The 21,057-nt window shown below is 67.4% G+C and carries 21 protein-coding genes and 1 tRNA gene; 8 read left to right on the plus strand and 14 right to left on the minus strand.

All coding sequences use genetic code 11. The annotated features are described in order from the left end of the window. Positions 1-54: 54 nt before the first annotated feature. Positions 55-537 carry a hypothetical protein gene (locus NX778_RS20080; RefSeq protein WP_258813570.1) on the plus strand — a complete coding sequence of 161 codons (483 nt, stop codon included), beginning with the start codon at positions 55-57 and terminating at the stop codon, positions 535-537. Positions 538-540: 3 nt separating this feature from the next. Here NX778_RS20080 and NX778_RS20085 read toward each other — a convergent pair whose 3' ends face one another. Continuing rightward, a complete protein-coding gene (locus NX778_RS20085) occupies positions 541-696 on the minus strand; it encodes a hypothetical protein (protein WP_258813571.1) in 156 nt (51 codons plus the stop codon). Then, positions 693-2,663, minus strand: coding sequence for an APC family permease (locus NX778_RS20090; protein ID WP_258813572.1), 1,971 nt, complete (start codon positions 2,661-2,663; stop codon positions 693-695). The genes NX778_RS20085 and NX778_RS20090 overlap by 4 nt, the downstream gene beginning before the upstream one ends. A gap of 143 nt (positions 2,664-2,806) precedes the next feature. Between NX778_RS20090 and NX778_RS20095 the strand changes: the two genes are divergently transcribed. From NX778_RS20095 to NX778_RS20110, 4 genes are all read left to right on the plus strand, one after another. Beyond that, positions 2,807-2,891, plus strand: a tRNA-Leu gene (locus NX778_RS20095). A 177-nt stretch (positions 2,892-3,068) separates the two neighbouring features. Next, entirely contained in the window at positions 3,069-3,758 is a 690-nt protein-coding gene (locus tag NX778_RS20100; RefSeq protein WP_258813573.1) for a response regulator transcription factor, read from the plus strand. Position 3,759: 1 nt separating this feature from the next. Next, positions 3,760-5,175 (plus strand): ATP-binding protein, encoded by a 1,416-nt coding sequence (locus NX778_RS20105; protein WP_258813574.1) that lies wholly within the window; start codon positions 3,760-3,762, stop codon positions 5,173-5,175. A gap of 87 nt (positions 5,176-5,262) precedes the next feature. Next, positions 5,263-5,823 carry a Spy/CpxP family protein refolding chaperone gene (locus NX778_RS20110; RefSeq protein ID WP_258813575.1) on the plus strand — a complete coding sequence of 187 codons (561 nt, stop codon included), beginning with the start codon at positions 5,263-5,265 and terminating at the stop codon, positions 5,821-5,823. A gap of 194 nt (positions 5,824-6,017) precedes the next feature. Here the strand turns inward: NX778_RS20110 and NX778_RS20115 are convergent, their stop codons facing one another. The 12 genes from NX778_RS20115 to NX778_RS20170 all read right to left on the minus strand — a co-directional run bounded on the left by NX778_RS20115 (position 6,018) and on the right by NX778_RS20170 (position 18,976). After that, positions 6,018-6,797, minus strand: a complete 780-nt coding sequence (locus tag NX778_RS20115) for a c-type cytochrome (protein ID WP_258813576.1) — start codon at positions 6,795-6,797, stop codon at positions 6,018-6,020. After that, positions 6,794-8,398 (minus strand): cbb3-type cytochrome c oxidase subunit I, encoded by a 1,605-nt coding sequence (locus tag NX778_RS20120; RefSeq protein ID WP_258813735.1) that lies wholly within the window; start codon positions 8,396-8,398, stop codon positions 6,794-6,796. The genes NX778_RS20115 and NX778_RS20120 overlap by 4 nt, the downstream gene beginning before the upstream one ends. A 16-nt stretch (positions 8,399-8,414) precedes the next feature. Continuing rightward, positions 8,415-8,975, minus strand: a complete 561-nt coding sequence (locus NX778_RS20125; protein ID WP_258813577.1) for a cupredoxin domain-containing protein — start codon at positions 8,973-8,975, stop codon at positions 8,415-8,417. Continuing rightward, positions 8,975-9,157 (minus strand): hypothetical protein, encoded by a 183-nt coding sequence (locus NX778_RS20130; RefSeq protein ID WP_258813578.1) that lies wholly within the window; start codon positions 9,155-9,157, stop codon positions 8,975-8,977. The genes NX778_RS20125 and NX778_RS20130 overlap by 1 nt, the downstream gene beginning before the upstream one ends. Positions 9,158-9,167: 10 nt before the next feature. Further along, positions 9,168-10,427, minus strand: a complete 1,260-nt coding sequence (locus NX778_RS20135; RefSeq protein ID WP_370661354.1) for a c-type cytochrome — start codon at positions 10,425-10,427, stop codon at positions 9,168-9,170. 19 nt (positions 10,428-10,446) lie between these two features. After that, positions 10,447-11,115 (minus strand): c-type cytochrome, encoded by a 669-nt coding sequence (locus NX778_RS20140; protein WP_258813737.1) that lies wholly within the window; start codon positions 11,113-11,115, stop codon positions 10,447-10,449. A 150-nt stretch (positions 11,116-11,265) separates the two neighbouring features. Beyond that, positions 11,266-12,018 (minus strand): substrate-binding periplasmic protein, encoded by a 753-nt coding sequence (locus tag NX778_RS20145; RefSeq protein WP_258813579.1) that lies wholly within the window; start codon positions 12,016-12,018, stop codon positions 11,266-11,268. A 93-nt stretch (positions 12,019-12,111) separates the two neighbouring features. Next, on the minus strand, positions 12,112-13,260 hold the full coding sequence (locus tag NX778_RS20150) for a glycosyltransferase family 4 protein (protein ID WP_258813580.1): 1,149 nt from the start codon (positions 13,258-13,260) through the stop codon (positions 12,112-12,114). Positions 13,261-13,271: 11 nt separating this feature from the next. After that, a complete protein-coding gene (locus tag NX778_RS20155) occupies positions 13,272-14,414 on the minus strand; it encodes a glycosyltransferase family 4 protein (protein ID WP_370661355.1) in 1,143 nt (380 codons plus the stop codon). After that, positions 14,411-15,337 (minus strand): GDP-mannose 4,6-dehydratase, encoded by a 927-nt coding sequence (locus tag NX778_RS20160; protein WP_258813581.1) that lies wholly within the window; start codon positions 15,335-15,337, stop codon positions 14,411-14,413. The genes NX778_RS20155 and NX778_RS20160 overlap by 4 nt, the downstream gene beginning before the upstream one ends. Positions 15,338-15,340: 3 nt before the next feature. Next, positions 15,341-16,384: a GDP-mannose 4,6-dehydratase gene (gene gmd / locus NX778_RS20165; protein WP_258813582.1), complete on the minus strand. Its 1,044-nt coding sequence runs from the start codon at positions 16,382-16,384 to the stop codon at positions 15,341-15,343. Between the two features lie 279 nt (positions 16,385-16,663). Beyond that, complete coding sequence (locus tag NX778_RS20170; protein WP_258813583.1) at positions 16,664-18,976, minus strand: NADP-dependent malic enzyme; 2,313 nt, start codon at positions 18,974-18,976, stop codon at positions 16,664-16,666. Positions 18,977-19,182: 206 nt separating this feature from the next. Here NX778_RS20170 and NX778_RS20175 point away from each other — a divergent pair, with 206 nt between their 5' ends. Genes NX778_RS20175 through NX778_RS20185 form a run of 3 tightly spaced genes read left to right on the plus strand, consistent with a single transcriptional unit; the run spans position 19,183 to position 21,028 of the window. Continuing rightward, positions 19,183-19,662 carry a rubrerythrin family protein gene (locus NX778_RS20175; protein ID WP_258813584.1) on the plus strand — a complete coding sequence of 160 codons (480 nt, stop codon included), beginning with the start codon at positions 19,183-19,185 and terminating at the stop codon, positions 19,660-19,662. 32 nt (positions 19,663-19,694) lie between these two features. Next, positions 19,695-19,859: a rubredoxin gene (locus tag NX778_RS20180; RefSeq protein WP_258813585.1), complete on the plus strand. Its 165-nt coding sequence runs from the start codon at positions 19,695-19,697 to the stop codon at positions 19,857-19,859. 2 nt (positions 19,860-19,861) lie between these two features. Continuing rightward, positions 19,862-21,028 carry an NAD(P)/FAD-dependent oxidoreductase gene (locus tag NX778_RS20185; RefSeq protein WP_258813586.1) on the plus strand — a complete coding sequence of 389 codons (1,167 nt, stop codon included), beginning with the start codon at positions 19,862-19,864 and terminating at the stop codon, positions 21,026-21,028. Positions 21,029-21,057 lie beyond the last annotated feature (29 nt).

Raw genomic sequence — 21,057 nt, forward strand, 5'->3', positions numbered from 1 at the left:
GTGAAAATGCAGTAATCCACGGCTGGCGCCACTCATCCGCACAGGAGGGTCTCGATGAAGAGCGTGATGTTTTCGGAAGTCATGTACGCGCATGAGCTTGCCCCCTGGCTCAGCCCGGCCCGTCCGCGCCTGCGGCTGGCCTCGTTTGTCCTGTTCATGGTGCTGGGGCTGGCCAGCCTGGTCCTGCTGTTCCACCGCCTCGATCCCGGCACGCCGCTGGAATTCATCGTCATCCCCGTGCTTGCCGGCGGCATCGTCCCCTTGCTGGCGCTGATGCCGGCGCGGTTCGAGGCCACCACCCGTTTCGAAGCGCGCCACCTGCTGCGCACGCTGGAACAGGGGCTGGCCGGACTCGGCTACGAAAGGATGAGCGCCCCGCCCGGCTACCTGCGCTACCGTCCGCGCCAGGGCCTGGGCGCGCGCTGGCCGGCCAAGGAAATCGAAGTCCTGCTGGGCGAACACGTGCTGTCGGTCAGCGGCCCGGCGCTCACCCTGCACGCGCTGCGCAAATGCCTGGGCGGCCCCCAGCGCAACTGAATCTCATAGGGCGATCACTGCAGCCAAGGCACCTCGTTGGCGGGGGCTGAACAGGTGCTGGTGATGGTCGGCGCGCGGCGGCGGCTCCGGCAGCGCAGCCGCGCTGGCCGCCATCGAGCAGGCCGGCAGCACGGCGGCGAGCAGGCCTCTCACGCTCACACCTTCATCGGCAGGATCACCATCTGCAGGCCTTCCAGGTGCAGGCGGCGCTGCACCGCCAGCGAAGCCTGGTTGTGCAGCAGGCGGGTGAACCAGTTATCGGTAGCGAACACCAGCTTGCTGGTGAAGTAGATCGAATTCGGGAACTGGTGGCTGATGCGTTCGCACATGCGCGTGATCTCCTCGACCGCGTCGGTACCGAAGCCGATGTAGGAGGCCGAGGCCATGCCGTGGCTCTGGCAGAAGTCGACGAAGAATTCCAGGGTCTCGGCCGCATCCTCGCGCATCTGCTCCATCGCGCCCTCGCCGCCGTAGACGTGGGCATCGACCGTGCGCGCATTCACGAACAGGAAGTTCTTGAAGTGGCCAGGGAACATGCGCTGCACCCACAGCAGGGCATGCAAGCCGCCGCCGCGCGAGGTGCCGACGATGAACACCGCGGTCTGCGCTTCCGGATCCGGCTCGATGGTCCCGGTTTCTGGCCCGAAAGGCTGGCTGGCGAACACATTGTCGACCGACTGGATCGCGCGCTTGGTCTCGCGGTAGTGGTTGCGGATGTAGACGCACAGGCAGGCGATGGCGGCGATGATGGCGGCGGTGGCCCAGCCGCCCTGCAGGAAACGCTCGACCAGCAGGACCGCCAGGATGCCGGCGCAAATCACGAAGCCGATCATCGACAGCACGAAGCGGCGGATCCAGCGCACGCCCTGCTCGTGATTATGACGATTGCGCCACCAGTACACGCACAGGCCGAACAGCGAGATGGCAAAGGTCAGGAACACCGAGATCGAGTACAGCACCACCAGCAGCGTCACCTGGCCGCCGGTCCAGAACAGGATGATCAGCGCGGCGATGCCCATCACCAGGATGCCGTTCTGGGTGACCAGGCGCGAGGACAGGTAGCGGAACTGGTGCGGCACCCAGGAATCGGAGGCCATGTTCGACAGCACCGAGGGCCCGCCGAGGAAGCCGGTATTGGCGGCCACGAACAGCAGGCCCGCCTCGAAGGCCAGCACCACGGCCAGCATCACCTGGTTGAGCAGCTGGCTGCCGATACCCATGTGCGCGATGATCGACTTGAAGGCGGTGGCGTTGAGGGTTTCGCCGGCGGTCGGATGGGCGTCCCACAGCAGGTAGAGCAGGATGATGCCGCCGGCCGTGACCGACAGCGACAGCGCCATGTAGAACATCGTCATCTTGCCGGTGCGCACGCGCGGCTCGGCCAGCAGGTTGACGTTGTTGGACACCGCCTCCAGGCCGGTATAGGTGCCGCCGCCCTGCGAATAGGCCAGCAGCAGCATGCCGGCCACACTGGTCCAGCCGATGCCCTGCGCCAGCGAGCGGGTGTCGGCCAGGGTGGTGGGCACCAGCTCGGGCAAGTGCGAGGCGTGGGCCACGATGCCGTACACGATCAGCACCAGGTGGGTGGCGACGAAGCCGAGGAAGATCGGCAGCAGGATCTGGATCGCTTCCTTCAGGCCGCGCAAATTCATCACGATCAGCGCGGCGATGAAGAAAGCCTCGGCCCACAGCTTGTAGGCCTGGAAGCCGAGCGGCAGGAAGGAGGCCAGCGCGTCGACGCCGGATGCGATCGAAATCGCGATCGTCAGCACGTAGTCGAGGATCAGGGCGCAGCCCGACACCAGGCCGAGATAGGGTCCGACCAGCTTGGTGGCGACGCGGTAGCCGCCGCCGCCGGTGGGGAACAGTTCGATCACCTGGTTGTAGGCCAGCGCGATGATGAACACGGTGACCGCGGTGGCGATCGCCATGTACAGGCCAAGGTGGGTGTGGGCGCCCAGCGCGCGGAAAGTCTCTTCCGGTCCGTAGGAGGATGAGGACAGGCCGTCGGCGCCCAGCCCGACCCAGGCCAGGAAAGCGACCAGCGCCATCGAGTGGCGGGTCTCGCTTTTCATCGGGTCCAGCGGCTTGCCGAGGATGATCTCGCGTATCTTCTTGTTTTTCATTGTGTCCGCCACCCTCGGGGAGGCTCTGTTTCTGAGTAAGGCGAGATGATACGCTGGAACGCCTTTCCTGCACACAGCACGCGTGCGCCACCGGGTGAAAGTTGCCGCTGCAGGGCAAATCAGAGATAATGCGGCTCGCACCTGCCTCGGTGGTGAAATTGGTAGACGCAGCGGACTCAAAATCCGCCGCCGCAAGGCGTGCCGGTTCGATTCCGGCCCGAGGCACCAGGATTACGTAAGAAAGCACCGCTTGCCGGTGCTTTTTTCATTTCCGGCCCCGCTTTCCCGTCCCGCAGCCTTCATTCTCGGTCGTAAAACTGGGGTAAATTAACGTAAAGAAAGCTGGCCCGCCCGGCAGCGGCGGCGCGCCCGCCGGTATCATGAGGCTTCCCACGGAGGTTAGGCATGACGAAGGTTTTGTTGGTCGACGACGATGTTGAGCTGGTCGACATGTTGAAGGAATACCTGGAGCAGGAAGGCTACGAGATCACGGCCGTGCACAATGGCGCGGACGGGCTGGCGCAGGCCAACAGCGGCCAGTTCGCGATCGCGGTGCTGGACGTGATGATGCCGCGCCTGCAAGGCATGGAGACGCTGCGCCAGCTGCGCCAGCGCAGCCAGATGCCGGTGCTGATGCTGACCGCCAAGGGCGACGACGCCGACCGCATCCTCGGCCTGGAACTGGGCGCCGACGACTACGTGTCCAAGCCATGCACGCCGCGCGAGCTGTCGGCGCGGATTCGCGCGATCCTGCGCCGCACCCAGCAGGCCCCGGCCGCGGCCGAAGGCGCCAGCCAGTTGGTGATCGGCAAGCTGGCCATGTGGCCGGAACAGCGCCGCGTGCACTGGGATGGCGGCGCGGTGGCGCTGACCAGCACCGAATTCAACCTGCTGGAGGTGCTGGCGCGCAATGCCGGCCACACCGTCAGCAAGCAGGAACTGTCGGAAAAAGGCCTGTTCCGCCCGCTCGCGCGCTTCGACCGCAACGTGGACGTGCACATGAGCAGCCTGCGCCACAAGCTGGGCACGCTGTCGGACGGGCGTTCCTGCATCCAGACCGTGCACCGCCAGGGCTACGTGCTGGTCAAGGACTGACATGGGGCGTTTGTTCTGGAAGTTCTTCTTTGCGTCCTGGCTGGTGCAGGCGATCGCGGTGCTGGCGCTCAGCACCGGGGTCTGGTTCAAGGACAAGAACGCGGCGCGGCGCAATGCGCGGGTCGACTTCGGGCCGCCGGCCGCCTTCGCGGTCGATGCGGCTGCGCACACGCTGCGCTACGGCGGCCTGCAGGCGCTGCGCGCGCTGCTGCAGGAACATGGCTGGCTGGCCGTGTACGCGGTGGACAGCAAGGACCACGAACTGCTGGACCGCACCACCAGCCCCACCCTGCTGCAGCAATTGCGCCAGCTGCACGAGACCGATCCGAACTCGCATGCCCTGCAGGAAGTGAAGACGCAGGACGAGACCTGGCTGCTGTTCGCGGCGCGCCAGCCGCGCCCGCCGGGCGGCGCGGTCGGCGGGGTGCACCCGGCGGCCACCAGCGGCCTCGGCGCCATGCGCGGAACGGGCGACGGCATCATCCCGCGCGCACACCGGCCGCCGCGCGACAATTACTTCCCCGTGATGCCGATGCTGCTGGCGATGCTGGGCAGCCTGGTGTCGGCGGCGCTGATGGCCTGGCACTTCGCCAAGCCGATCCGGCGCCTGCGCAACGCGGTCGACGCCGTGGCCCACGGCAAGCTCGATACCCGGGTCGGCGCCCCGGCCAAGGGCGGCGACGAGCTGACCGAACTGTCGCGCGACTTCGACCGCATGGCGCAGCAGCTCGAAAACTCGGCGGATGCGCAGCGCCAGCTGCTGCACGATGTGTCGCACGAGATGCGCTCGCCGCTGGCGCGTCTGCAGGCGGCGATCGGGCTGGCGCGGCAGCGGCCGGAGCGGGTCGACACCTGGCTCGACCGCATCGAGCGCGAGAGCGAGCGCATGGACGGGATGATTGGCGACGTGCTGGCGCTGGCGCGGCTGGACGGCGGGGTCGACCAGGCGCTGGACGAGGACATCAGCGTGGACGAGCTGGTGGCGCAGGTGGCGGACGACGCCGGCTTCGAGGCGCAGGCGGCGGGCAAGTCGGTGCGGATCGAGGCGCACGGTCCGGCCAGCGTGCGCGGCAGCGCCGAGCTGCTGCACAGCGCGATCGAGAATGTGATGCGCAACGCCGTCAAGCACACCCCGGAGGGCAGCGAGGTGACGGTCACGGTCAGCCGCGATGAGGCGGCGCGCAAGGTGCGCATCAGCGTGTGCGACCAGGGGCCGGGCGTGCCGCCGGGCGAGCTGGAGCTGATCTTCCGCCCCTTCCAGCGCGGCAGCCAGAACGGCAACCTGCCAGGCAACGGCCTGGGCCTGGCGATCGCCGACCGCGTGGTGCGCAAGCACGGCGGCAGCATCCACGCGCACAACCGCGACAGCGGCGGCCTGTGCGTCGAGATCGCGCTGCCGCTGGCGGAACATGCCTGATTTACAAAACTTTGCTCTGCTGTACAGGAATTAACGGGACCGCTGGCTACACTGCCAGCACCCGTTTTTTATTTTGAAAGGACAGCAATGCACACCTTCTCTCGTACGATCCGCCGCAGCGCGCTGGTGCTGGCGCTGCTGCCGGCGTTGGCCCTGGCCCAGCGGGGGCCGATGCGCGATGGCGGCCACCCGCCGTTCGGCCAATTCGGCTGCGGCATGGCGGGCGGCCCGGGGATGGCGTCGCATCCTGGCATGGGTCATGGGATGGGCCATGGCGGCATGCTGGCCCGGCTGCAGCTGGACGAGGCGCAACAGGACAAGCTGTTCGCGCTGCGCCACGACATGGAGCCGCAGCAGCGGACCCTGCACAAGCAGGCCATGAAGGCGCACAAGGCGCTGGCCGAGCTGGGGCGGTCGGGGCAGTTCTCGGATGCGCAGGCGAAGCCGCTGGCGGACAGCCTGGCGCAGGCCGAGGCTGGCCTGGCGCTGATGCGGGCGCGCTTCGAAAGCCAGGTGTTCGCGATCCTGACGCCGGAGCAGCGCCAGCGGCTGGCGCAGCCGTGCGGGATGCCGATGGAGCGTGGCGCGCGCGGCCCGCGTGGCGGTGCGCGCGCTGGCGAGCGTGCGCCGAAACCTGACGCGCATTAATCGAGTTGCCCGTCATCCCGGCGCAGGCCGGGACCCATGGACAATTTGAGTTTTCGAAAAGTCGATGCTGCTGGCCCGCTCACTCAGCATGGGTCCCGGCCTGCGCCGGGGCGACGGCCGGGGGTGAAAGCTAGCGTTAGCAGCCTGTGCGCTCAGCATGGGTTCCCGCCTGCGCGGGAACGACGGCATGTTGGCTAACGGCTCGCGTAATAGCGCACCAGCTCGTCGATCTCCTGCGGCGTCAGCAGGTGCGCGGCGTTGCGCATCTGGCGGTTGATGTCATTGGCGCGGGCGCCGCTGTGGAAAGCCAGCAGCTGGGCGCGCAGGTAGTCGGCGTTCATGCCGTCCAGCGTCGGCGTGGCCGGGCGCCGCACATTCGGGCTGTGGCACGACGCGCAGGCGCCGACGTTGCGCATCGGGTCACCGTCGCGCACCAGGCGCGGCGTGGCCGGCCCCACCCGGTCCGGGGTCGGTCTGTCGCGGGTCTGGCTGGCGTAGTACACGGCCAGGTCGCGCATGTCCTGCTCGGACAGGTTCGCCACCAGCGGTTGCATGATGGCGCTCTGCCGGTGCCCGGACTTGAAATCGCGCAGCTGCTTGTACAGGCTGGAGGCCTGCTGCCCCGCAAGGTGCGGCGTGCCGGCCGGACTGGTGCCCTGGGCGCCGTGGCACATCGTGCAGGCCAGCGCCAGCGTGGCCCCATGCCCCACCTGCTGCGGCGTGGTGGCGCCCATCATGTCGGCGCTGACCACGACACTGGTCGGGTACACGGCCTTCTCTTCCGGCAAGCTGGCGTTCTCGAATCGCCCCGGCGCCCCGGCCGCGCTGCAGATCGCATCCCACAGGCTCTCGCCGCTGGCGTGCGCGCGCGGCAGCCAGACCAGGCCGACCAGCGCCGCGATGACGAAGACCACCAGCAGCGCCAGCACGCTGCCGGTGAACCAGCGGTTCCGGGTGCTGAAGATCTCGCTCATGGATGGCCTCCCACCGGCACCGCCGGCACCGATGTCTGCGGCAGCGCCATCAGCTGCCCGATCGGGTAGCCGTAATTCACCACCGACAGCCCGATCATCAGCGCCAGCCACAGGGCGAAACCGTTGAGCGCGAGCGGCACCCGCGCGACCGCGTGCACCGGCTGGCTGAAGCGGAACTCGGGCAGCGTGACGCGGGCGCCGCCGTGGCCACGCAGCAGCACGATGATGAACAGCAGCCCCGAGATCACCAGCAGCAGCCCGCCGAAGAAGCTGAGCACGACCGTGATGGCCTGTGGCGCGATGGCCGGGTTGCTGTAGTCGAAATAGGCCATGCGGCGCGGCATGCCCATCACGCCGACCACGTGCCAGGGGAAGGTCAGGATGATCATGCCGACGAACCACAGCCACAGCTGGGTCTTCATCAGCCCGCCCGCGTGCAGGCCGCGTCCCGTCAGGTGCGGCCACAGGTCGTAGCTGAGCGCGAAATACATGATGACGATGGCGCCGGCAAAGATCAGGTGGAAGTGGCCGGTGATCCATTGCGTGTTGTGCACGGCAAAGTCGAGCTGGTAGCTCATGTTGATCAGGCCGCCCGCGCCGCCGAAGCCGAGCAGGATGAAGGAGAAGGCAAGCGCCAGCATCATCGGGTTGTGCCAGGGCAGCGATTTGACCCAGCCCAGCGCGCCGCGGCCGCCGCGCAGCCGTCCGGCGATCTCGACCGAAGCCGTGATGGTGAACACGGTCAGCAGGGTCGGCACCGACACCATGGCGGTGAACACGGCGTGCAGGAACTTGATGCCGGAGCCGACTTGCGGGTCCTGGAACAGGTGGTGGATGCCGATCGGCATCGAGAACACGAGGAAGAGCACGAAGGAAATGCGGGCCATGGTGTCGCTGTACAGGCGCCCGCCGATGGCGCGCGGCACCAGGGTGTAGAAGGCGATATAGGCCGGCATCAGCCAGAAGTAGACGATGGCGTGCAGGGTCCAGGAGAAAAACACGCGCGCCAGGCCGGCGTCGATGGTGGTCTTGAAGCCAAGCGCCACCGGCAGGATCATGAACAGGATCTCGATCGCGGCGCCGAGCGAGGTCCAGGCCCACAGGTAGGCGCCGGCCACGTTGGCGAACATCGGCAGCGGCACCGCCACGCCCGGGTTGGCCTTCTTCCATACGTGCAGGTTGACCGACATCAGCGCCACCCAGACCCAGGAGCCGACCACCACCAGCACGATGCCGATGTAGTAGGCCGGGTGCCCGATCAGGGGCGGATAGAAGGTGTACAGCACCGAGGACAGGCCCATCGATACCGGAGCCATGGCGATCAGCACGCCGGCCGCCAGCAGGAAGAAGCCGAACCAGGCCCAGCGCTTGCCGACCAGCGCCTGCTTCAGCGACAGCTCGACGATGGCGTAGCCGAAGCCCATCGCGACCAGGGTCGGGAACACATAGCCCATGGCGGAGCCGTGCGCGGTCACCGAGCGGTAGTACAGTTCCGGGTTGCCGATCCAGTCGTGCAGGGGACTGCGGATGTACATCTGCCATTCGCCCAGCAGCAGCGCGGCGAAGAAGGCGGCGAACGCGACCCAGAAGTGGGCCAGCACCAGGCGTTTGGTCTCGTTACTCAACACAGCTCAACCTCCTGGAGGTGGCGGCGCGGCGCAGGAAATCGGCCTTGTCGATGATCTGCACATGGGCCCACATGGCCGCGTGACCGGTGCCGCAGAATTCGTGGCAGGGCATGACGTGCTCGCCGGGTTCGGAGAAGCGGGTGCGGAAGTTCGAGATGTAGCCCGGCACCAGCATCATGTTGACGTTGGTGCGGTCGATCGAGAAGCCGTGCACCACATCGGCCGCGGTGGCGCGGACCCGGATCGGCGTGTCGGCCGGCAGCAGGATGCATTGCGGGGTGAAGGAATACTGGTTGGCCAGCACCCGCAGCGTGACCGAGCCGTCGTTCTCGACCGCGCTGCCGAGATTGGTCTCGACGAATTCGCCGGCGATGTGCAGGGTCGAGGGATCGATGGTTTCGGTGCGCACCGGCGGCATCGAGGCCCAGTGCAGGCTCATATAGCCCATCATGCACAGCAGGAACAGGATGACGGCGCCGACCACCATGCCCCAGCGCCGTTCGGCGGCGACGGCGACGGATTCGGACGGGTGGGTGTCGTGGGTGGCCATCAGTTGCCGCCTCCACGGCCGACGAACACGTAGAAGAAGAACACCAGCCAGCACAGCATCACCACGGCCAGCCCCACTCCGGCCACGGCGAAGGCGCCGCCCGGCCCGCGCGCGACGATCGCGTCGACCCGGCGCTGCTGCTCGGCCGGATCGGCGTCCAGTTCGGTCGGTTCATGGATCATGGCTGCCCTTTCATTCGACGGTGGCGGCGCGCAGCCGGTTGACGTCGCGCACCGACACCGGCGCGCCGCGGTTGCCCCAGGCGGTGCGGATGAAGGTGACCACGGCCGCGACCTCGTTGTCGTTGAGGACTTGCGCGAACGGAGGCATTCCGTACGGCATTGGGTTGCGGCTGGTGCCCGGCGGGTAGCCGCCGTTCAGCACCATGCGGATCGGATTGACGTCGGAGGTCATGCCGATCGACTGGTTGGCGGCCAGCGGCGGATAGTGCGGCGGCTTGCCGCGCCCCTCGGCGCCGTGGCAGCTGGCGCAGCGCTGGCCATAGATGCGGCGGCCCTCGCTGGCGGCCTGGTTGACGTCGGCGCGCAGCGGCGACTTGGCGGTGTCGGCGGACACCGGCTGGTCCGCCGGCAGGCTCTTGAGGTAGACCGCCATCGCGCGGATATCCTCGTCCGTCATGTACTGCAGGCTGTTGTAGGTGACTTCGGCCATCGGCCCGTACACGGTGGCGCGGGCCGACACGCCGGCCTGCAGCAAGTCCATGATGTCGCGGATTTCCCAGTTGCCCAGGCCAGCCTCGCGGTTGGAGGTGAGCGAGGGCGCGTACCAGTTCTGCATCGGGATCAGGCCGCCCTGGAAAGCCTGCGCCTCGGACGAGCCGCCCAGCGCGTTGATCGGGGTGTGGCACATCGCGCAGTGGCCCAGGCCCTGCACCAGGTAGGCGCCGCGGTTCCATTCGGCCGACTTGCCGCGGTCCGGCTGGTACTCGCCTTCGTTGAAATACAGGGTGCGCCAGCCGATCAGCAGCGAGCGGTTGTTGTAGGGGAAGCGCAAATCGTGCGGGCGCGAAGCCAGGCGCACCGGCGGCACCGAGCGCAGGTAGGCGAAGATGGCGTCGCTGTCGGCGCGCGTGACCCGGGTGTAGGACGCGAACGGCATGGCCGGGTACAGCAGGTCGCCGTTGCGCGAGCGGCCGGTGTGCAGCATCTGGTAGAACTCTTCGGCGCTCCACTTTCCGATCCCGGTTTCCTTGTCGGGCGTGATATTGGGCGAGTACAGGGTGCCGAACGGGGTCGGCATCGGCCGGTTGCCGGAGAAGATTTTGGCGCCGGGGATGGTATGGCAGGCGATGCAGTCGCCGGCCTGGGCCAGGTAGCGCCCGCGCTCGACTTGCGACGGGGCGGCGGGCGCGCGGTTCCGCTGCTGGGCCTGGGCCAGGCCGGGCAGCGCGCACATCAGCAAGACAAGACTGGCGAAATGGCGTGTCAGCATGTTCTGGCTTTCCTTACGGCTATTGCGGCTGGCTGCCGCAGGCCAGCGGCAGGCGCGGGCCGCCGCGCGGGGCCGGGCGCGCGCCCGGCGTCGGCAGCGAGGCCAGGTAGGCCGCCACCGCCGCCACTTCGGGCTCGCTGAGGCTGGAGGCGACAAATTGCATGCAGTCGGGCGCGAGCGCGGTGCGCACGCCGTAGCGCCAGGCGCCGAGCTGGGCGCTGACATAGTCGGCGCGCAGGCCAAGGAGGCCGGGAATGCCCGGTTCGCGCCCGGTGAGTTCGGCGCCGTGGCAGGCGATGCAGGCCGGGATCTTTTTGCCGGGCAGGCCGCCGGTGACGATGCGCTGGCCGTCGCGCAATTGCCGGGCGCCGGCGTTGGGCCTGGCGTGCGCCAGCGGCGCTGGATTCTGCGCGGCGAAATACTCGGCCATGCGCATCAGGTAGGCATTGGGCAGGTATTCCAGCAGGTAGTTCATCGGCACGTACTTGCGGCGCCCCTCGCGGAAGGCGACCAGCTGGTTGTACAGGTAGCCGGCGGGCTTGCCGGCCAGGCGCGGGAAGTAGACGTTCTCGACGCCGCGCCCCTTGTCGCCATGGCAGCCGATGCAGGCGGCCACGCGCGCCTCCATGGTGTCGGGGATGCGCTCGGGCACGCCCTGCTGCGCGAACGCCGGCGCTGCGCAGGCCATCAGGATGAGAAATCGATTGAAGAAAAACTTCACCGCACCTCTCCCGCGGCCCGGGCGTGCCCGCCCCTCACCGCTCGTGTCAACGTCTGGACAGCGTAACAAAGGCTGGGGAAGCGCGCCGCACGGTTCGGCTCGCGCGGCGGCCCCGGATCAGTGCTTGGCGCCGGCCGGCGCCTGCACCCAGTTCTCGTAATTGCGTTCGATGCGGCGCATGGTGCCGTCGTGGCGCATGGAATCGAGTGCGGCGTTCATGCGCGCGACCATCGCGTCCGGCACGCCGGGGTTGCAGGCGAGGTAGACGCGGATCTGGTTGAAAGTCAGCACCCGGACCAGCTGCTTGTCCCAGCCGTGGCGTTCGAGCAGGTTGCCGCCGCGGCGCAGGCCGGCGGCCCACAGGTCGATCCGGCCCATCATCAGCTTCTTCGGGTTGATCAGGTCGTCCGGCGCCGGGTCGACCTTGAAGCCACGCTCGCGCAGGTACTGGTCGCGCACGTCGCCGTTGTAGGTGCCGATGGTGTAGCGGCGCGCCTCGTCCAGGCTGCGCGGCTGGATGCCGCTGCCGGCGCGCGCCACCAGCACCCAGTCGGCCTCGTCGGTCGGGCCGATCCACTTGAACAGCGCCTCGCGCTCGGGCGTGCGAGTGGTCGAGTAGACGCAGGCGTCGGCCCGTTCCCGCGCGGCGGTGTAGGCGCGCTTCCAGGGCAGCAGTTCGATGGTGTAGGCGATGCCGGCGCGCGCCATCATCTCGCGCACCTTGTCGGTGCCGATGCCGACCACGCGGCCGTCCTCCAGCATGCTGGACGGCGGCGAGTGTTCGGTGGCCAGGTAGAGCCGGGGCTCGGCATGCGCCGCGACGGCGCCCAGGGCCAGCAGGATGGCGAACACGCGTCGTTTCATCGGCATGGATGGCCCCAATCCGGGTGCGCTGCGGGAAGCGCGGTTGGGCCTAGCATAGCAGCAAGAACTCAGCGGCGGCAAGAAATCGCCGCACGGCGCTCAGGCGCCGGCGCCGGCCGGCACCAGGCCGCCGGCATGGCGCCGCACCAGCTCCTGGTACAGCGCGCTGTAGCTGGCCGCCATTTGCTCGGAGGTGAACAGCTCGCGGTAGCGCTCGGCGGCGCGGGCGCCCATCTCGGCCGCCAGCTGCGGATTTTCCCACAGCGTGCGCATCGCCGCGCCCAGCGCCTGCGGGTCGGACGGCGGCACCACCAGCCCGGTCTTGCCGTCGACGTTGATGTAGGTGGTGCCGGTGCCGATCTCGCTGGAGATCATGGGCTTGCCGAACATCGCGCCTTCCAGCAGCGAGATGCCGAAGGCTTCCGAGCGCAGGTGCGAGGGGAAGGCCACCGCGTAGCACAGCTTGAGCAGGGCCACCTTGTCCGGGTCGTCCAGTGCGCCGACGAACAGCACGTGCTTCAGTCCCAGGCGTTCGGCGTGGGCCTTCAGTTCCTGCTCGATCGGGCCGGCGCCGACGATGACCACCGGGTAGTCCAGCTTTTCGACCGCGTCGAGCAGGATATGCAGGCCCTTGTAGTAGCGCAGCACGCCGACGAACAGGAAGAACTTGTCGCCGACCCGGGCACGCCATTGGTCGACCAGCTCCTGCGAGGGCTCGGGATAGGTGGCGCGGTCGAGGCCGTAGGTGATCACGCGGGTCTTGTCGCGGTAGCGGTCCAGCACCGCCGACGAGGCCATGTAGTTGGGCGAGGTGGCGACGATCGTGTCCACGCTCTGCAGGAAGCGGTGCTTGAGCGGCTGGTACAGGCGCAGCAGGTGCTTCTGGCGCACGATGTCCGAATGGTAGGTAACCAGGCTCGGCTTCTTGATGCGGGCCAGGAAGTGGGCCAGGTCCATGAACGGCCACGGGAAGTGGTAGTGCACCACATCGGCCTCGCGCGCCAGCCGCGCCAGCGCGCCGATCGCGGCCAGCGAGCAGGCGTTGGAGGCGATCTCGAAGTCGAGCGGCACGCGGTGCACCCGGGTGCCGTCCAGCTCGTAGGGCTGCAGATTGGGCTGGCGCGACAGCGACAGCACCTCGTTGCGCACGCCCAGCTTGCCCGTCCCGTTGCACAGCTGGCGGATCACTTGCTCGATGCCGCCCAGCGAATCGGGATAGTAGGTCTTGTAGAAATGAAGGACGCGCATCGGCTGACTACTCAACGGTTAAGAACGGTATGGTACACGGCTGCGGTCTGGCGCGCCGTTTCGAGCCAGGTCAGGCGTGCGGCCCTCTCGCGGCCGGCCGCGATGCAGCGCGCGCGCAGGGCTTGGTCGCGCACCAGCGCCAGCATCGCCTCGCCCAGGGCGCCGGCGTCGAGCGGGTCGACTTCCAGCGCCGCGCCCTGGTTCACTTCCGGCAGCGAGCTGGCGTTGGAGGACACCACCGGCACGCCGGAGGCGAAGGCTTCCACCACCGGGATGCCGAAGCCTTCGTACAGCGAGGGAAACACGAAGGCGCCGGCGCCGGCGTACAGATGGCGCAGGGCCTGGCCGTCGGTGAGGCGGTCGAGCCAGGCCACCGGTTCGCCCTCGGCCTGGGCGGCGCGGATGCGCGCCACCAGTTCCTCGCAGCGCCAGCCGGGGGCGCCGACGATCACCAGCTGGTGCGCCTGGCGCACTTCGCGCGGCAGCGCCAACCAGGCCTGCAGCAGGCGCTCGACGTTCTTGCGCGGCTGTAGCGTGCCGACGAACAGGAAATAACCCGGCGTCAAACGATGTTCCGACAGGGTGGCCTGCACGGCGGCCGGGTCCGGCGCCTCCAGCCATTCGTCGTCGACGCCGCAGGGCACCACCGACACCCGCCGCGCATCGACGCCGAAGCACTCGACCAGCTCGTCCACCGCGAAATGCGACAGCGCGATCACATGGTCGGCCTTCTGCGCGGCCTTGCGCTGCAGCCAGTTCTTCAGCTGGCGCAGGCGCGGATTGCACCACTCGGGATACTTGATCGGCAGCGCGTCGTGCAAGGTGGCCACCAGCGGGCAGTCCATGCGCACCACGCGGTAATCGGTAACGTGGAACAGGTCGGCCGGCATGTGCACGCGGTGCGCGCCGGGCGTGAACAGGTCGACCAGCGAGGCGGCCTCGAAGGATTGCGGCATGGGCTGGCCGACGCTGATGGCGTCCGCGCCGCTGCCGAAGGCGCGCGGCCAGGAATAGCCCTGCACCGCGCAGCCTGCGCGCGGCAGGTGGCGCAGCAGGGCCTGGGTGTAGACGCCGATGCCATCCAGCCGCCCGCCCGTGAGGCCCGGCTCGACCATATTGGTGCCGAGGCCGACGGCCAGCGGGGCCGCGCTCACGCCTGGTACATCCAGCGCAGCGTCTCGGCCAGCGGGACCGGCCGGGTGGGGCCGATGGCCTGGGTCAGGCGATCGTTGCTGCCGACCAGGGTGAGCACATCGTTGGCGCGCACGAAGGCGGGGTTGACCCGCACCTCGATGTGGTAGCCCGCCAGGTCCTCGACCATTTCGATGACGCTGGCCAGCGAATGGGAGCGTCCCGAACAGACGTTGAAGGTCTGGCCGGCCGGCGCCGTCGCCAGCAGGCGCCGGTAGCAGGAGGCGACCATGCGCACATCGGAAAAGTCGCGCGCGATGGCGAGGTTGCCCAGTTCGATCTGGCGCGCGCCCTGGCGGAAGTGGGCGACGATCTTGGGCAGCAGGAAGTTTTCGGTCTGGCCGGGGCCGGTGTAGTTGAACGGCCGCGCGATGACGATGGGCAGCTTGTCCATCCACAGCCGGGCCATGTATTCCATCGCCAGCTTGCTGACCGCATAGTCGTTGGCCGGGGCCGGCAGCACGTGCTCGTCGATGACGGCGACGTCGGCATTGCCGTACACATTGGCCGACGAAGCCAGCAGCACGCAGGACGGGCGGTAGGGGCAGGACGCCAGCGCCGCCAGCAGGTTGCGGGTGCCGACCACGTTGACCTGGTAGATCTGTCCGGCGTCGCCGTGGCCGACGAAGGCGATGCCGGCCAGGTGGGCCACGACGTCCGGGCGCACCTGGCGGATCACGTCCTCGACCGAGGCCTGGTCCAGCAAGTCCATCGCGAACAGGCGGCCGCCGGCGGGTTCGCCCGGCAGCACGGTACCGTACACCTCGTAGCCTGCCTGTTCCAGCTCGCGCTGCAGGTAGTAGCCGGTGAAGCCGCGCACGCCCGTGATGAGCGCGCGCCTGCCCTCGCCTTCGCGCGGGACAGCTTCGGTGGCTAGCGGAGTCATGGCTTAAAAGGAAGAGCCCTGTTGGTTGCGGCGCAGGTCGGCATCGACCATCATCTGGCACAGCTGCTCGAGCGTGGTTTGCGCCTCCCAGCCCAGCTCGCGCCTGGCCTTGGACGCGTCGCCGATCAGCAGGTCGACCTCGGCCGGGCGGTAGAAGCGGGGCGACACGCGCACCAGTTCCTTGCCGGACCTGGCGCACAAGCCGCGCTCCTGCTCGCCGCTGCCGGTCCATTCTACCGTGACACCGGCGCCCTTGAACGCCATGCTGACAAAGTCGCGCACGGTCTCGGTGCGGTTGGTGGCCAGCACATAGGTGTCGGGCTGCTCGGCCTGCAGGATGCGCCACATGCCGTCCACGTATTCGCGGGCGTAGCCCCAGTCGCGCTTGGCGTCCAGGTTGCCCAGCTCTAACACGTCGAGCTTGCCCAGCACGATCTTGGCGGCGGCGTCGGTGATCTTGCGGGTGACGAATTCACGGCCGCGCAGCGGCGACTCGTGGTTGAACAGGATGCCGGACGAGCCGAAGATGCCGTAGGACTCGCGGTAATTGACCGTCATCCAGTGCGCGTACAGCTTGGCGACGCCGTAGGGGCTGCGCGGATAGAAGGGCGTGTCCTCGACCTGGGGCACGGCCTGCACCTTGCCGAACATTTCGGAGGTGGAGGCCTGGTAGAAGCGGATCGCCGGGTTGACGATGCGGATCGCTTCCAGCAGGTTGACCACGCCGAGGCCGGTGATCGAGGCGGTGGCGACCGGCTGTTCGAACGACACCCCGACGAAGCTCTGCGCGGCCAGGTTGTACACCTCGTCCGGGGCGGCGCTCTGGATCAGGCGCACGCTGGAGGACAGGTCGGTCAGGTCGTACTCGACCAGGGACAAGTCCGGGTGGTTGGCAATGCCGAGTTCTTCAATGCGCCAAAAATTAACCGAGCTGGACCGGCGAAAGGTGCCGGTGACCTGGTAACCCTTTTCCAGAAGCAGCTCCGCCAGGTACGCGCCGTCCTGCCCGGTGATGCCAGTGACCAGGGCTCTTTTTTTTGTTTGCATGTTCAAGTTCTTGGTGGTGATCGCCCAATCAGGCGAGTAGCTACTGACAACACAATATTGTAACAGAGCAGTTGTCCGCCACCTTTAGGGAAAATACAGTGTGACAGAATGAGAAAAGTTTCTGACAATTATCCCGGCAAAAATATGCATATCCCAGCGGCGAAACGAATTGTTACGTCATTCAGGATGAGCAGGCGCACGATCGGGCGCCGCGGTGAGAGGCGTCAATACATGGCACGGCCGGCCGAACTTTTTGAGTCCGGCCGGCGCGCGTAAATATCAGCGTCCGCAGACCGCGTCCACCACGCACAGGGCCGTCATGTTGACGATCCGGCGCACCGTGGCGGACGGGGTGAGGATGTGGGCCGGGCGTGCGCAGCCGAGCAGCACCGGTCCCACCGCGATGCCGTTGCCGGCCGCGGTCTTGAGCAGGTTATAGGCGATGTTGGCCGAATCCAGGTTCGGCATCACCAGCAGGTTGGCGTCGCCCTTCAGAGTCGAGTTCGGCATGACCTGGTTGCGGGTCTTGGCGTCGAGCGCGGTGTCGCCATGCATCTCGCCGTCGATTTCCAGGTCCGGCGACTTCTGCTGCACCAGCGCCAGCGCGGCGCGCATCTTGCGGGCCGACTCGCTGTTGGACGAGCCGAAGTTCGAGTGCGACAGCAGCGCGACCTTCGGCGGGATGCCCAGCTTTTCCAGCTCCTGCGCGGCCATCAGGGTGATCTCGGCGATCTCCTCGGCGCTCGGGTTCTCGTTGACGTGGGTGTCGGCCAGGGCCAGCTGGCGGTCCGGGGTGATGATGAAGTTCATCGCCGAATACACGTTCGAGCCGGGGCGCTTGCCCAGGATCTGGTCGATGAAGTTCAGGTGCAAGTGGGTGGCGCCGATGGTGCCGCAGATCAGGCCGTCGGCATCGCCCTTGTGCACCATCATCGCGCCGATCAGGGTGTGGCGGCGGCGCATTTCGAGCTTGGCCCAGTCCTGGGTCACGCCCTTGCGGCAGGTCATTTCGAAATAGGTCTGCCAGTAGTCGCGGTAGCGCTCGTCATACTCGGGGCTGATCACCTCGTAGTGCACGCCCTGCTTCAGGCGCAGGCCGAAGCGCTCGATGCGCTGCTCCAGGATCTTGGGGCGGCCGACCAGGATCGGGCGCGCCAGGTTCTCGTCCGACACCACCTGCACCGCGCGCAGGATGCGTTCCTGCTCGCCCTCGGCGAACACGATGCGCTTCAGTTCGGCCGGGGCCTTCTTGGCGATCGCGAACAGCGGCTTCATGAAGCTGCCGGAACGGTAGACCAGTTGCTCCAGGCTCTGGGCGTAGGCGGCCAGGTCGGCGATCGGGCGCGTCGCCACGCCGCCGTCCATCGCGGCCTTGGCCACGGCCGGCGCGATGTGGGTCAGCAGGCGCGGGTCGAACGGATAGGGAATCAGGTAGTCGGGGCCGAACGACAGGTTGGAGATGCCGTAGGCGCTGGCCACCACGTCCGACTGCTCGGCGTGGGCCAGGTCGGCGATCGCATGCACCACCGCGATTTCCATCTCGCGCGTGATGGTGGTGGCGCCGCAGTCGAGCGCGCCGCGGAACATATAGGGGAAGCACAGCACGTTGTTGACCTGGTTCGGATAGTCCGAACGGCCGGTCGCGATCACGGCGTCGCCGCGCACCGCCTTGGCGTCTTCCGGCAGGATCTCCGGGGTCGGGTTGGCCAGCGCCAGGATCAGCGGGTTGGGCGCCATCTTGGCCACCATCTCCGGCTTGAGCACGCCGCCGGCGGACAGGCCGAGGAAGATGTCGGCGTCAGGGATGACTTCGGCCAGCGAGCGCTTGTCGGTCTCTTGCGCGAAGCGTTCCTTGTCCGGGTCCATCAGCTCGGTGCGGCCCTTGTAGACCACGCCGGCCAGGTCGGTGACGAAGATGTTCCCGATCGGGAAGCCGAGGTCGACCAGCAGGTCGAGGCAGGCCAGCGCGGCCGCGCCGGCGCCGGACACCACCAGCTTGCACTGCTTGATGTCCTTGCCCACCACTTTCAGGCCGTTCAGGATGGCGGCGCCGACGATGATCGCGGTGCCGTGCTGGTCGTCGTGGAACACCGGGATCTTCATCTTCTCGCGCAGCTTGCGCTCGATGTAGAAGCACTCCGGCGCCTTGATGTCTTCCAGGTTGACGCCGCCGAAGGTCGGCTCCAGCGAGGCGATGATGTCGACCAGCTTGTCGGGATCGGTCTCGTTGATCTCGATATCGAACACGTCGATGTTGGCGAACTTCTTGAACAGCACGCCCTTGCCTTCCATCACAGGCTTGGACGCCAGCGGGCCGATATTGCCCAGGCCAAGCACGGCGGTGCCGTTGCTGATCACCGCCACCAGGTTGCCGCGCGACGTGTATTTATACGAAGCGGCCGGATCCTTGACGATTTCTTCGCAGGGCGCGGCGACGCCGGGCGAGTAGGCCAGCGCCAGGTCGCGCTGGTTGAGCAGCTGTTTAGTGGCCGTGACGCTGATTTTGCCCGGCTGCGGAGTCTCGTGATAAACCAGTGCTGCAGCACGAAGTTGTTGGCGGAGTTCTTCTTTTTTGTCCATTGATGAATCCATGCTACAGCCTTCCTGAACTTGCGGTGGGGGCTGTCGATTCTATCAGAGCTAGGCGGTGGTGGCTCCCTACGTATTTCTCCTTACTGTCGATACTTCATAAGAAAAACTGATCAATTCGATGAGAATAATCAATTTCTTAAATTGAAAAGAACTGGCTATCATCCTCTCCATACCGATTAACTTCCTTAATCAAACAGGAGAGCAGCATGGCCAAGCAGACCCAATCCGTGACCATCGAAAACCTCGAAGCCGCCTTTGCCGGCGAATCGATGGCCCACATCAAATACCGCTACTTCGCCCGCATGGCGCGCGCCGCCGGCGCCATCGAGGTGGCCGAAGCCTTCGAGGCGACCGCCGACCAGGAAGTGATGCACGCCTTCGGCCACCTCGACCTGCTCTACCCCAAGGACAAGCTGACCCCGGCGCGCGCGCTGGAGATCGCGATCGAGGGCGAGACCTATGAGTACACCGAGATGTACCCCAAGTTCCGCCACCTCGCGGTCGAGGAAGGCAACCGCGCCGCGGTGGCTGAATACGACGAGCAGATCGCCGAATCGAAGGAACACGCCGAGCAGTTCAAGCGCACCCTGGAACTGGCCGCCAAGCGCTTCGCCGCGCTGGCCAAGGTCGAGGAGCGCCACGCCAACCACTACCAGGCCGCGCTCGACAAGCTGAACGCCGCCTGAGCACCACCGACTACTCGAAAGAAAGGAAGACCATGAAAACCTACCAATGCATCGTTTGCGGTTTCATCTATGACGAAGCGGCCGGCATGCCGGACGAAGGCATCGCCCCCGGCACCCGCTGGGACGACATCCCGGCCGACTGGTCCTGCCCGGATTGCGGCGTGGCCAAGGCCGACTTCGAGATGGTCGAGGTCTGAGCATGCGCGATCCGGTCATCATCATCGGCGCCGGCATGGCCGCCTATAGCCTGGCACGCGAGTTCCGCAAGCTGGACCAGGCCACGCCGCTGATGCTGGTCGCGGGCGGCGCCGCCCATGCCTACGCCAAGCCGGCGCTGTCGAATGCGCTGGCGCTGGGCAAGGAGCCGCATGCGCTGGTGCAGGCCGGGCCGGAGCAGATGGCTGACACGCTGGACATGACCGTGCTGGCCAACACCTGGGTCACCGCCATCGACCACGAGGCGCGCGAAATCGACACCGCGCAAGGCCGCTTCACCTACAGCCAACTGGTGCTCGCGCTGGGCGCCGATCCGGTGCGCCTGCCGCTCGCCGGCGATGGCGCGGCCGATGTCATGTCGGTCAACGACCTGCACGACTACACACTGCTGCGCGAGCGCCTTGCGGCCGCTGGAGCGGCGGCGCGCGTGGCCATCATCGGCGCCGGATTGATCGGCTGCGAATTCGCGGACGACCTGGCGGGCGCCGGCTACCGGGTCACGCTGGTCGATCCCGGTTCGCTGCCGCTGTCCGCACTGGCCGCGCCGGTGCTGGGCGAGGCCCTGGTGCAGGCGTGGTCGGCGCGCCCGGTCACGCTCAGGCTCGGCACCACAGTCGACAGCGTGGCGCGCGACGGCGATGCCTACGAACTGACGCTGGCCGACGGTACGCTGGTGCAGGCAGATTTGGTGGTTTCGGCGGTCGGGCTGCGGCCGTCCGTATCGCTGGCCATGCAGGCCGGGCTGGAGGTCGCGCGCGGCATTCGCATCGACGACTTCGGCAAGACCAGCGCAGATGATATTTACGCACTGGGCGACTGTGCCGAATACAGCGTGGGCGATGGCAGCGCCGTGATGCCCTTCGTGGCGCCGATGCTGGTGGCGGCGCGTGCGATCGCGGCCACGCTGGCGGGCACGCCGACGCCGATCGTGCTCAAGCAGGAAGCGGTGATCGTCAAGACGCCGAGCTGCAAGCTGGCCCTGCTCCCGCCGCCGCGCGGCGTGGCGGGCAGCTGGCTGGCGCAAGCCGAAGGCGAGCGGATCATAGCGCGCTTCCACGACAAGGACGGGGTGCTGCGCGGCTTCGGCCTCACCCAGCACACCCCCGCGCTGCGCAACCAGTTGCTGGCGGAGCTGGGCAGGGCTGCGTAGCCACTAATTCGTGCAAAGTAAGAGACCGT

Source organism: Massilia terrae (assembly GCF_024753145.1).
GTDB lineage: Bacteria > Pseudomonadota > Gammaproteobacteria > Burkholderiales > Burkholderiaceae_D > Telluria > Telluria terrae.

Excerpts from the sequence above, each read along its gene's own strand:
- NX778_RS20080 (WP_258813570.1), top strand. The coding sequence starts at position 55 with ATGAAGAGCGTGATGTTTTCGGAAGTCATGTACGCGCATGAGCTTGCC.
- NX778_RS20090 (WP_258813572.1), bottom strand. The coding sequence starts at position 2,663 with ATGAAAAACAAGAAGATACGCGAGATCATCCTCGGCAAGCCGCTGGAC.
- NX778_RS20100 (WP_258813573.1), top strand. The coding sequence starts at position 3,069 with ATGACGAAGGTTTTGTTGGTCGACGACGATGTTGAGCTGGTCGACATG.
- NX778_RS20105 (WP_258813574.1), top strand. The coding sequence starts at position 3,760 with ATGGGGCGTTTGTTCTGGAAGTTCTTCTTTGCGTCCTGGCTGGTGCAG.
- NX778_RS20110 (WP_258813575.1), top strand. The coding sequence starts at position 5,263 with ATGCACACCTTCTCTCGTACGATCCGCCGCAGCGCGCTGGTGCTGGCG.
- NX778_RS20115 (WP_258813576.1), bottom strand. The coding sequence starts at position 6,797 with ATGAGCGAGATCTTCAGCACCCGGAACCGCTGGTTCACCGGCAGCGTG.
- NX778_RS20125 (WP_258813577.1), bottom strand. The coding sequence starts at position 8,975 with ATGGCCACCCACGACACCCACCCGTCCGAATCCGTCGCCGTCGCCGCC.
- NX778_RS20130 (WP_258813578.1), bottom strand. The coding sequence starts at position 9,157 with ATGATCCATGAACCGACCGAACTGGACGCCGATCCGGCCGAGCAGCAG.
- NX778_RS20135 (WP_370661354.1), bottom strand. The coding sequence starts at position 10,427 with ATGCTGACACGCCATTTCGCCAGTCTTGTCTTGCTGATGTGCGCGCTG.
- NX778_RS20140 (WP_258813737.1), bottom strand. The coding sequence starts at position 11,115 with ATGGCCTGCGCAGCGCCGGCGTTCGCGCAGCAGGGCGTGCCCGAGCGC.
- NX778_RS20145 (WP_258813579.1), bottom strand. The coding sequence starts at position 12,018 with ATGCCGATGAAACGACGCGTGTTCGCCATCCTGCTGGCCCTGGGCGCC.
- NX778_RS20150 (WP_258813580.1), bottom strand. The coding sequence starts at position 13,260 with ATGCGCGTCCTTCATTTCTACAAGACCTACTATCCCGATTCGCTGGGC.
- NX778_RS20160 (WP_258813581.1), bottom strand. The coding sequence starts at position 15,337 with ATGACTCCGCTAGCCACCGAAGCTGTCCCGCGCGAAGGCGAGGGCAGG.
- gmd (WP_258813582.1), bottom strand. The coding sequence starts at position 16,384 with ATGCAAACAAAAAAAAGAGCCCTGGTCACTGGCATCACCGGGCAGGAC.
- NX778_RS20170 (WP_258813583.1), bottom strand. The coding sequence starts at position 18,976 with ATGGATTCATCAATGGACAAAAAAGAAGAACTCCGCCAACAACTTCGT.
- NX778_RS20175 (WP_258813584.1), top strand. The coding sequence starts at position 19,183 with ATGGCCAAGCAGACCCAATCCGTGACCATCGAAAACCTCGAAGCCGCC.
- NX778_RS20180 (WP_258813585.1), top strand. The coding sequence starts at position 19,695 with ATGAAAACCTACCAATGCATCGTTTGCGGTTTCATCTATGACGAAGCG.
- NX778_RS20185 (WP_258813586.1), top strand. The coding sequence starts at position 19,862 with ATGCGCGATCCGGTCATCATCATCGGCGCCGGCATGGCCGCCTATAGC.